The following is a 9,835-nucleotide window of genomic DNA, read 5'->3' as shown; positions in this document are numbered from 1 at the left end:
TTTACCACCAAAACTGTTGGACAAGGTACAGGGATGGGACTGGCTATTAGTTACCAAATTATCACACAAAAACATGGCGGTTCTTTAGAATGCATTTCCCAGCCAGGAGTTGGTGCTGAGTTTATTATTCGTATTCCCCTTCAGCAACTTGTTTCAAATTTCTAGTATGTTGGCAGCACCCGCAACAAGGATTTGTTTCTCCAGAGAAGTTTATTCTTATAGCTGAAGAAACTCGGCTGATTGTTCCTATTGGTCACTGAGTAATGCATAAAGCTTGCCGTCAGCTTAAACTAAATTTAATTTACAACAGCTTTCAAACGCTTAAAGCGCTGTATTCTCTTATGACCGCTGTACAAGTGCTGCAAATCTTGCCTACAGCGATCCCATGAAGCACTGCATGAGGACAATCACTCCAAAACCTACTCTCATCACTGTCGCTATCTCTTGATATTCCTTAACAGCATAGGTTATATTCGTGCATTGCTCCTAGAACTGCTCAAGGGCAGCGATCGCATGAAACGCTGTATGAGGGCAATCACTCCAAAACCTACTTTCATCACTGCGGCTATCTCCTGATATCCCTTGACAGCATAGGTCATAGCTGGGGCAATTTTATTAAATGATGATTCAGTCGATACAGTGAATGAACAAAAGACTTTTGCAAGAGGTCTTGTGAAGAAGGCGATCACCATTGGTCGGGGTTGGGAATTTTGGGTGTTCTGTCTCTTTTACAGCAGGAGTTCTATCGGGGGGGCGGCTGCCGGGGTTGGCGGCGGTGTCAGGCTGACGCTGGCGTGTCTTGAGGGGGCAATCTGAGCCTAATTACGTTCAATCTATTTAAATACCATAACCTCAAAAACAGTCAAGAACAAAATCTACCTGAAGGTAAAGGCTGAAACAACCAGGTAAACCATAGGCTAGAAGGGTTTGCAACTAGCATAATCGCAATTAAATGTTAGATAGATTTTAAAACGGCGATTTTAATCGCCTGCGCCTTAGCCTCATGTCTAAAGCGAAGGACTTCCACCGCATCTAAATTATTACAAGAAGATAACAGTTTTTAAAAGGTATTTTTTCTCTAGTTATTTATGTATACATCACAAGTTCCACTTGGGCCTAAAGGACATTTTCTTGTTGGTAATCTCCCTGAAATCAATAGAGACGTGCTAACCTTTTTCACAGAATCCGCACGTAAGTATGGCGACATTTTCCGCTTTGATTTAGGGCCTTTTCCAGCGATGATGATTAATCATCCTGATTTGATTGGGCAAGTCTTAGTTACCCAGCAGCCCAACTTTGTCAAAAGTAATGTTTACCGACGTGGACTTCGCTTCTTAGGCAACGGCTTACTTAATAGTGAAGGTCAGTTTTGGCAACGTCAACGCCGTTTAGTACAGCCGGCTTTTCATCTTGAGCGAATTGCAGCCTATGCTGATGTAATGGTTTCTTATACTAATCAATTAGTTGAGCAATGGCAAAATGGGGAAGTCCGTGATATTCATCAAGATATGATGTCGTTGACAGAAAAAATAGTGTCAAAGACGCTATTTGGTTTTGATATTAGAAATGAAGTTTTTGGCGTACAGAGGGCATTGGACGCGGTAATGGACTTTAATAACCAACTTAGCAATCAATATCTACTCCCAAGTTGGATACCTACTCCTAGTAACTTCCGATATGAACGAGCGACTAAACAACTAAATATCATAGTTTATAAGATTATTAACGAGCGACGAGAAAGCGGTAAAGATATCGGCGACTTACTCTCACTGTTACTAAAGGTACGAGATGAAGATAATGGAACTGGTATGACGGATCGGCAAGTGCGAGATGAAGTGATGACTCTGTTTTTGGCAGGGCACGAAACAACAGCTAATGCTATGACATGGACATGGTTTTTGCTTTCACAGCATCCGCAAGTACAAGCAAAATTGCATTCTGAATTAAAAACAGTATTGGGAAACCGTATACCAACTTTTTCAGATATTCATTCTTTATCCTATACGCAGAAGGTTGTTATGGAAGCAATGCGGCTGTACCCACCTGCATGGGCAATAAGTCGAGTTTCCTTGCAGAACTGTGTTCTTGGAGGACATAATATCAAAGCTGGTACAACTGTATTCATAAGTCAGTGGGTGATGCATCGAGATTCGAGATTCTTTGAAAATCCAAGTGTTTTTGAGCCAGAACGTTGGGAAAATAATTTGCAAAAAAAACTACCCACATTTGCCTACTTTCCCTTTGGTGGCGGCTCACGGATATGCATTGGTAAATCATTCGCCATGATGGAAGCGACTTTACTCTTAGCGACTATTGCACGCTTGTGGAGTTTGACATTACAACCAGACCATCCAGTTGTGCTTCAACCATCATTAACGTTACGCCCAAAACATGGTTTAAAAATGCAGCTAAGTAAAATTCCTGTTCTAGCTGCATAGCGAACAAAACGAATGTTTTATTTTGGGACATATTTGGCTTATTGAGAACAAAAGCAGGGTATATTTATCCTCATTGCAGCCAAACAATTGCATTGTTAACTTTTTGCTCATTCATCGCTTTTGTACAGTGACTTTTTATTTGTCGCAGTGCCAAATTAATGTCCTTGAGGATGTGAAGCCTGAACTCTCTAGCGTTCAACTTAGAAGCAGCGCAGAGAACTTACAGGCTATGCCAACACAAATTGTTGCAAACCTCATCAAGTAGGTAAGCGTTAGCTTGATGATAGGAATTTGTCTCAATGCCATTTAATTTGTTACCGTACAAAATTCTTGCAAGTTAGCATTAAACAGTAAGTTTTCTGGTTTAACTTGTCCGTAGTAGTGACCACGAGGGTCAAGGAATTTATTTTTGTCTTCCTCATGAGACTGGTTCATGACTTCACCTCCCTACTAATAAGTTTGGCTCTTCATTACATATTATGCTAATTTGGCTTGATAAAACCTTGAAACCTTTGCTATTCAATAAAAATGAAGGCTTTATACTAACATTTTAGGGTTTTGGCAATGATTTGGGCTTTTGACCTTTATTTTTAAGTCAAGTTTTGAGTTTTAACTAATAATTTGGCATAACAGGTACTGAAGAACCATAAGTTTTCACCAATCATGTCAACTCATTTTCAACTATCCCTTAGCCAAATGGCTGCTTGAAAATATAGAATATAGTTAGTGATTGCTGAAATCATGAGCCTTTTTTTAGTATGGCTCATAGTCCAAAATCGTCAAATGTAGAGTGAAAGAAATTCAGTTATATTCACACTGGTGAAGCATTAAAAAATCAACTATCCCAATTACAACAAGAATTGGGAGACAGTTCAGACACACAAGTGTAAGCTATACCTAAGCTAAAATATAATGCCTGCATTTTGAAATAGTGGCAATTGAATAACTTGGGTTTCTTTGGTGTTATCAAGGTTAGACAAGGAAATACCCAGCAACCTAATATTGCGGTTTTCCAGATCAATCGACTCAAACAGTGCTTTAGCTATCTCAAAAATCGTGGATAGTTCACTGATGGGAGCAAGCATTGTCTTACTGCGGGTTATCTGCTGATAGTCAGAAAACTTGACTTTCAGAGTTAATGTGCGTCCCCGTGTTTCGTGCTGCTCTAACCGTTGCTCGACGATTTGGGCAATCTGTTCGAGTTCTTGCAACATTTGACCGACATCGCTTAAGTCTTGTGCAAATGAGGTTCCTGCACCAATCGATTTGCGAACCCGATTCGCCTCAACTGGGCGGTCATCTTCTGCTCTGGCAATCTTGTAGTAATATTGCCCAGCTTTCCCAAAGTGGTGTGTTAACTCACTAAGCGATGCCTTCGGCAACGTCTTCGACGAACGCTGCTTCAAATCTGCCCCAGTATGAATGCCGAGTGAGTGCATCTTCGCCGCCGTCACTTCTCCAATGCCGTGGAACTTTTCAATCGGCAGTTTCTTTACAAAGGCGATGGCGCGAGCGCCCGCCTTCTCTACGAGACGCTCCGCGAACGGCATCGCATCCTGGGGTAAAATCACTGTCAATCCATTCGGTTTGTTCTGAGAAAGATGCCATTTTTGCAAGAAACTTGTTAATTGACACACCTGCGGTTGCCGTCAGTTGGGTTTCTTGGACAATTGCAGTTTTGATGTGTCTTGCGATGGCGTAACCGCCCGCCGGAGGCGATCGTAGAGGCGTAGGTGATGTTTTGCTTATTCTCAGTGACATCTAGATATGCCTCATCTAGTGCAACCCCTTCCACTAAATCACTGTAGCGTTTGAACATGGCATGGATTGCTGCGGAAATATCTCGGTAAACATCAAATCTCGGTCTGACAAAGATTAGTCCGGGGCATTTTGTGAAAACAGTGTCCCCCACCATTTGCTAGAAACCTTTGGTGGCAATTCTTTATCCCCCATTAATGCAAAAATAATTAATAACTTTTAACAGTACTGTCTGTTTATCCCATCTACTCAATATTCACAATATGAATATCGACCAATTGCAAGAACTTAAGCGAAAACTCACGAATGACGCAGACTTGTCCGATATCTGGCTATTTTATATGGATCATTTTGCGGATCAACCGGAATTTACTGACCTGGGTGAACCTGCCGATAATGAATACCTAGATGCTGTCCTTCAAAAAACTTGTCAGCAGATGTTTGATAGGGCAATAAAGATTAGTGACTTTTTGCTGATTTACATCGCTCGATATCATTTATTTCATGGAGCTTTCCAAATTGCAGGACGTATTGGGGGTGTGATTTATTTCGAGGATTTAAAAATTGGGTTAATTGCAGTATCGGCAGATTATCCCCTTACCGATGCGGTTAAGTATTCACGTTTTACCGAGATGATTCAACTGTCAGATCCTAATAGCAACGATTACAATTGAGAGAAGCACAACTTATAGATTAGATGTCATCTTATGGTTTTTGCCCTGAGCAAAACTAGTAGTCTAATAGTAAAAGTCTGTTCAGCCTGGAGACTGCTGCTAAAATAACGTGCAATTCTATGTCACAACTTTATATAATCCCTAGTAGAGGACTAACGAAAGTAATATGACCGACACGCCTGAGTATTTCCCTAGCAGACTAGACCGACTTGAACAAATAGTATTGGGACTAGCAGAGAGACAATCCAATACTCAACAGCAATTAGATTTGCTTACCGATAATGTAAATCGTGTATTGGCCAGAAGTGCAATCTTAGATGATGTACTACTTGAGTTACGCGATAGCCACGAAATACATCAACGTAACTTTGAAGAACATCAACGTAACTTTCAAGAACACCAACGCACTACCAACGCTGCGCTACAAAGTCTTGAAGCCATCTTACTCCAGTTGACTCGAAATCATTCTTGAGATGCGATCGCATGAGGGTAAATTTTGAGCAAATTCACCTTCCTAAAAAACGATTGTCTCTTGCCATTAATGCTGATCTTGGATCGTATACGCACTCATCACCGTTCATCCCGCAACCGCTCTAACCCAATCCTCAAAGCTGTCTCCGCCGTGTAATAAATCTTTTGTTCCCCGAATATCCCACCCGTGCGGCTGATGATACGGAATTCCCAGCAATGCCCTGGCGTGTAAAAAACCATTAGGATACTGCTGTAGGAACTTCCTTGATCATAAACACTCGTATTCTACCGAATCAGGAGTGGCTGTGGGCAACGGAGCGATCGCCAACACTCAAAGATGACCACAGTTAACAAGCCCTACCTTACGATAAACGCCAACAGTAAACACATTCGGGTTATAGCCAATCTTTGATTGCTATCTTCGGGCATGGATGTAGTCTAGAAAGTAAAACCTCGGACTTAACCACATTTTCAACCAAGCATAACCTCCTAGACCTAGTAATGCTGTCATAACCAGGGGTAAACCCAGCTTCATTTTTAATGCTTCGGGAAGGAGCGCAACAATGCTAACAACAATTGCAAAGTATATCAATAGACCTACCTGCAAACGTTGTACAACTTTCAATGCCCCGCGACAGCTACTACAATGCTGCGTATGCTGTTTGTAGCGATCCAAAACTTGTTCACGATTTTCATTGAGCTTTCTGGTTGTTGCAACACTGATTCTGGCTTCATTCCACGGTAGCTGTCCGTGACAATACTTATCAAACCAATTGCGATACTCAATCACTAACCTATCTGCACTTGTTGGTAGCTTATATGCTGTTTTCCAATCAGAGGATGATTGTTGCTGTTGGAGAAAGTATTCTTGCTGCTGTAGCAACACCATGTCTCCATCTAGAACTTGATTGCGGACACTGACATGATCCCACCAACGGGGTATTAAACTATGCAGTGTTTTGGCAAAGTTTCGGGTAAACTGAGCGACAATACGTGATTTTCCCGGCTCTACTGGTAGACAATAGGTTACAAGTCCAACCTGCTTTTGGCTATCTCCAAACTTGATGGCATACTCTAAACGACTTGGTGGTTCAAAAGTAATTGTGGTTTGAAAACGTCCAACTGTTGCTGCTTCAATTATATTTGCTGTTGATTGCAAAATTTTGATTGGTATAGGTTGTGCTAGAGTGCGATTGCCTTGCACACCGTGATGAGCAAAAGGAACATGGCTTGGATCTGCGACATTTTCTACCAGAGTTTGCCAGTCATACTCTAAATCTCTCACAAAGGAAGACCAAACAAAGCCTTTACTTGTATCTACTTGCGGCGATAATGGTAACGGTGTCTTAGCCGCTTGTTGGCTCGATTTTACATCTGCCCACACCCAAAGTAAATCCTGTTGCTGACGAGTTGGTAGTGCTATACACAGATTTTCCTGATTCTTGCTAACAACTTCTGGATTTTCCGCTTAGGGAATATGAGTACAAATTCCTTGCTCATCAAATTGCCAACCGTGATAGCTACACATTAAATTCCCCGTATTCTCATCAATACGCCCCTCGCTTAGGGGAGCCTTGCGGTGGGGACATTGATCTAAAAACACCCGGAAATCTGGGGATGATTTAGGTTTCCAGATAACTAAACGCACTCCCAAAAGTGTCACAGGTGTTGGTTGGTTGGGATCTAAGTCTTCAACTGGCGAAACTGGATACCAATGCTGAAAAAAGTTGAATTGGGGTTCCATTTTATTATCGGAGCGTTAAATTAAGCTTACTCATATTTTTCTGCTATTCCTGTTCTGAATCAATAATTCGTGGGAAAAAATAACCACTACCTCTTGCTGTCAAAATAAATTCTGGGTTATTCGGATCGGATTCTACCTTTGTCCGCAATCGTGAAATATGCACATCTACCACACGGGTGTCTGTATTCATCTCTGGTACAAAGCCCCACAATTGCTGTAATATTTCAACCCTTGAAAAAATCTTTCCCGATTGATTCACTAACAACTCTAATAAGCTAAACTCTACACCTGTCAACCGAATGCGTTGCTCATTTTTATGGATTTGCCGCTTATTGATATCGATTTTGAGATCGCTCACATGGATTACAAGAGAGTTAGGAATAACGTTGACATCAGTTTTGTGAAAGCGCCGTCTTAGTATAGAAGCAATTCGGGCTTCTAGTTCCTTGGGTGAGAAAGGTTTTGTCATATAGTCATCAGCACCTAACTCTAGCCCGGTGATTCGATCTGCTACATCTGCCAAAGCTGTGAGCATGATGATTGGCACATTTGATTCTCTCCGTAATTGTTGACAGACACCGTAGCCATCCAGCTTTGGCATCATCACATCCAGAACTATCAAATCAGGAGTCGAAAGACGAAAAGCTGATAAAGCTTCTTCACCATCATTAGCTGTAACCACACTATAGCCAATTATTTCTAGACGTGTTTGCAAAATTCGGCGGATGCCGACTTCGTCATCTACTACCAGGATTTTTCCTTTCTGTGCTGACAAGTTTTTCTCAATCCTCCCCAACGGCGAGAACTTTTAACCCTCTATTCTCAGGCTGAAGTAGTTCAAAAAAAATTTTTTTCCTAATTCGTAAATCTCTGACCAAGGAACTCGTATTTTCCATAAATTTGGTGTACCTTGCTAATTTCGTGTAATTATTAACACCCGACCTACCAAGCCCCGTTGGGGCGGGGTTGCAGGTTTGGGTGTGGGCAAGAAATAGCCCCAACAACCTTACTTCATCAAGAGATTCTGGTCATAAATAATGCCCAAGCTGTAGAGCTGCTTGGACATATCCTATTAATGCATCCGGCTCAACGGGCTTTCGGATAACTCCAGCCACCTTGACATCAGGCTCCTTTCTAAAAAACGCTTCTTCGTTTGCCGTAATTAACAAAATACTTAGAATTTGTAAAATCGGGTTATTTTGAATACGCCGAGCGACTTCGTACCCATCCATGCCAGGCATCATCACATCTAGTAGAAGTAGATCGGGTATTTTTGATTCAAGGAAAGCTAGCGCTGCCGCTCCCGACTCCACAATTTCAACTTCATAACCCTCCATTTCTAAAAGAGTTTGGAAGAAAAAGCAGTTGTCTGCAACATCATCGCAGACAAGGATAAGCTTATTAGTACTATCTTGTGTGACTCCTTTTTTAACTACCATATTGAAATAGGGAACATATAGGCTTATAAGTCCTGTTATAGTTAAACCAACAACTTTTTTCGTCTGACTGTGGTGTTAGTTGCTAGCGTAAGTTTTATGTGAATATTTGCTAACCAGCTTTTGAAAAGTGGCAGTGGCAGTTGAGTGCCCTATCCCAACTGAGTTTCGTTCCTCCTGAAGAACCCAATCGTTGCTTAAAGTGAAGCATTGAAGGATGAAATCTCACTCTGCTGACGCTTTCATTTAAGTAAAATACTACTTTATTAGGACTATATAAGCAGCGTCATGTGTAGCTTTGGACTGATGTATGTTTCAGCTTGACACTGATAAAGTATGAATCCCAAAACAGAGTTCTAATTATGAAGCGTTCGGACATATCTAAAGTTATTGGCTTTAGCATTCTAGTAGCGGGTCTTGCCATAACTCCTTTATTTATGCCCGCCTCAGCCCAAAGCACCACTGGGGATACAACACGGCGTTAATAGCTAAGTTTTCAATTACCCGTCGTAATTTCAATTGAATTTCGATCAAAACTTAATAGATGGGCAAGAGTAACATTTACTGAGATATTTCAGATGCGTGACAATTAATGGTTGCCATTCGCCACTGAAGCGGCATACCATCATCACCTCGAATAACTCCACACAGGGACAATTATGTGCGATGGCATACCCGCCCACCATAAGTGAGGTTCCCAAGACTGAAATGCGCTCAAGGCTATCATGAAGCACCGCAGACTATTACAATGGCGGCGATCGCATATACGCACTCATCACCGTTCATCCCGCAACCACTCTAACCCAATCCTCAAAGCTGTTTCCGCACTGTAGTACAACTTTTGTTCCCCGAATATCCCACCCGTGCGGCTGATAATCCGAAACTGCCAGCAATGCCCTGGTGTGTAAAAAACCATTAGGACACTGCCGTTGACACAGAGTACGGTATCAACTTTCACTTGGGACATTTTCTGCTGTTGTGGATGTGATGAGTGATATTTGGCGGTTTCGTGATTAATGCTCTAGTTGAGCAATTCGTTGAAAAAAGTAACCACTTCCTCAAGTGTAAGTATATATTCTGGATTTTCCGGGTCATCTTCTAACTTCAAGCGCAAGCGTGAGATATGCACATCCACCACACGAGTATCTGCATGTTGTTCTACGTTATAACCCCATACTTGCTGCAATATTTCTCCACGGGTAAAAGATTTACCGGGATAGCTCATCAATAATTCTAGTAAGCTGTACTCTACACCCGTTAATGGAATCCGCTCACCTGCTTTGTAGACTTGTCGCTTATTGGTATCAATTTTGA

14 protein-coding genes and 2 pseudogenes are annotated in these 9,835 nt (G+C 41.6%); 5 read left to right on the top strand and 11 right to left on the bottom strand.

The features are described from left to right. The coding region (locus tag H6G26_RS34520) for an ATP-binding protein (RefSeq protein WP_190735616.1) at positions 1-165 on the top strand (165 nt) is incomplete at its 5' end. A 302-nt stretch (positions 166-467) separates the two neighbouring features. Here the strand turns inward: H6G26_RS34520 and H6G26_RS44020 are convergent. Further along, positions 468-599, bottom strand: a complete 132-nt coding sequence (locus H6G26_RS44020; protein ID WP_277883948.1) for a hypothetical protein — start codon at positions 597-599, stop codon at positions 468-470. Positions 600-1,088: 489 nt separating this feature from the next. Here H6G26_RS44020 and H6G26_RS34515 point away from each other — a divergent pair, with 489 nt between their 5' ends. Then, entirely contained in the window at positions 1,089-2,438 is a 1,350-nt protein-coding gene (locus H6G26_RS34515) for a cytochrome P450 (protein WP_190735615.1), read from the top strand. Positions 2,439-2,744: 306 nt separating this feature from the next. On the opposite strand, the gene H6G26_RS44015 is transcribed toward H6G26_RS34515, so the two are convergent. The 4 genes from H6G26_RS44015 to H6G26_RS44380 all read right to left on the bottom strand — a co-directional run bounded on the left by H6G26_RS44015 (position 2,745) and on the right by H6G26_RS44380 (position 4,353). After that, on the bottom strand, positions 2,745-2,873 hold the full coding sequence (locus H6G26_RS44015; RefSeq protein ID WP_277883949.1) for a hypothetical protein: 129 nt from the start codon (positions 2,871-2,873) through the stop codon (positions 2,745-2,747). A 467-nt stretch (positions 2,874-3,340) separates the two neighbouring features. Further along, complete coding sequence (locus H6G26_RS34510) at positions 3,341-3,988, bottom strand: hypothetical protein (protein WP_242054099.1); 648 nt, start codon at positions 3,986-3,988, stop codon at positions 3,341-3,343. Beyond that, the gene (locus H6G26_RS44385) at positions 3,915-4,091 is read right to left on the bottom strand and encodes a hypothetical protein (RefSeq protein ID WP_347242553.1); all 177 of its coding nucleotides are present in this window, start codon (positions 4,089-4,091) and stop codon (positions 3,915-3,917) included. Before H6G26_RS44385 ends, H6G26_RS34510 begins: the two co-directional genes overlap by 74 nt. Continuing rightward, entirely contained in the window at positions 4,063-4,353 is a 291-nt protein-coding gene (locus H6G26_RS44380) for a hypothetical protein (protein WP_347242552.1), read from the bottom strand. The genes H6G26_RS44385 and H6G26_RS44380 overlap by 29 nt, the downstream gene beginning before the upstream one ends. A gap of 106 nt (positions 4,354-4,459) precedes the next feature. On the opposite strand from H6G26_RS44380, the gene H6G26_RS34505 reads away from it, so the two are divergent. Together H6G26_RS34505 and H6G26_RS34500 are read left to right on the top strand one after the other, a co-directional pair. Then, positions 4,460-4,870, top strand: a complete 411-nt coding sequence (locus H6G26_RS34505; protein WP_190735613.1) for a hypothetical protein — start codon at positions 4,460-4,462, stop codon at positions 4,868-4,870. A gap of 166 nt (positions 4,871-5,036) precedes the next feature. Further along, entirely contained in the window at positions 5,037-5,342 is a 306-nt protein-coding gene (locus tag H6G26_RS34500) for a hypothetical protein (protein WP_190735611.1), read from the top strand. Positions 5,343-5,440: 98 nt separating this feature from the next. On the opposite strand, the gene H6G26_RS34495 is transcribed toward H6G26_RS34500, so the two are convergent. From H6G26_RS34495 to H6G26_RS34480, 4 genes and pseudogenes are all read right to left on the bottom strand, one after another. Further along, the gene (locus H6G26_RS34495) at positions 5,441-5,581 is read right to left on the bottom strand and encodes a hypothetical protein (RefSeq protein WP_190735609.1); all 141 of its coding nucleotides are present in this window, start codon (positions 5,579-5,581) and stop codon (positions 5,441-5,443) included. Between the two features lie 175 nt (positions 5,582-5,756). Then, positions 5,757-7,085: pseudogene (locus H6G26_RS34490) on the bottom strand (Rieske 2Fe-2S domain-containing protein). 43 nt (positions 7,086-7,128) lie between these two features. Then, entirely contained in the window at positions 7,129-7,860 is a 732-nt protein-coding gene (gene rpaB / locus H6G26_RS34485; RefSeq protein WP_190735607.1) for a response regulator transcription factor RpaB, read from the bottom strand. Between the two features lie 253 nt (positions 7,861-8,113). After that, entirely contained in the window at positions 8,114-8,524 is a 411-nt protein-coding gene (locus H6G26_RS34480) for a response regulator (RefSeq protein WP_190735606.1), read from the bottom strand. A 359-nt stretch (positions 8,525-8,883) separates the two neighbouring features. On the opposite strand from H6G26_RS34480, the gene H6G26_RS44000 reads away from it, so the two are divergent. Further along, positions 8,884-9,006, top strand: a complete 123-nt coding sequence (locus H6G26_RS44000; protein ID WP_277883946.1) for a hypothetical protein — start codon at positions 8,884-8,886, stop codon at positions 9,004-9,006. A gap of 290 nt (positions 9,007-9,296) precedes the next feature. Here H6G26_RS44000 and H6G26_RS34475 read toward each other — a convergent pair whose 3' ends face one another. Both H6G26_RS34475 and H6G26_RS34470 read right to left on the bottom strand, forming a co-directional pair. After that, positions 9,297-9,488: a hypothetical protein gene (locus H6G26_RS34475; protein ID WP_190735605.1), complete on the bottom strand. Its 192-nt coding sequence runs from the start codon at positions 9,486-9,488 to the stop codon at positions 9,297-9,299. Positions 9,489-9,534: 46 nt separating this feature from the next. Continuing rightward, positions 9,535-9,835 (bottom strand): annotated as a pseudogene (locus H6G26_RS34470) (winged helix-turn-helix domain-containing protein); the annotation flags it as partial.

Source organism: Nostoc sp. FACHB-888 (assembly GCF_014696655.1).
Classification (GTDB): Bacteria; Cyanobacteriota; Cyanobacteriia; order Cyanobacteriales; family Nostocaceae; genus Nostoc.
Note: the sequence above shows the minus strand (reverse complement) of the source record. Positions and strands in the feature narration are given on the sequence as shown.